The sequence below is a fragment of the Bradyrhizobium sp. LeoA1Lang genome (genome assembly GCF_055413685.1).
In genome coordinates, this window is record NZ_JBVAPG010000595.1 from 1 (window position 1) to 257 (window position 257).

Consider the following 257-nt stretch of genomic DNA (forward strand, 5'->3'; position numbering starts at 1 on the left):
CGACGGCTGGCAGACCCTCGCCAGCAAGCCCATTGCTCAGCCGGTTGATCTTGCCGCCTGAGCAGATATCATCCGTTCACCGGAGACTCGCGACGGACAAATTCCAACCAAGTTCGCGACGGCACCCAAGACTAGGTCGCGTGGACAGTTATCTTAGCCAGAGCAGAGTTGCGGCGATAGCGACGACAGCGAAGTAATTTCGTGCGGTTTTTTCGTAGCGCGTAGCAACGCGCCTGAAACGCTTCAGTTTCGAGAAG

General features: G+C 56.8%; 1 pseudogene. It reads right to left on the reverse strand.

The annotated features are described in order from the left end of the window. Positions 1-148: 148 nt before the first annotated feature. Positions 149-257, reverse strand: a pseudogene (locus ACZYOF_RS44630) (IS5/IS1182 family transposase); the annotation flags it as partial.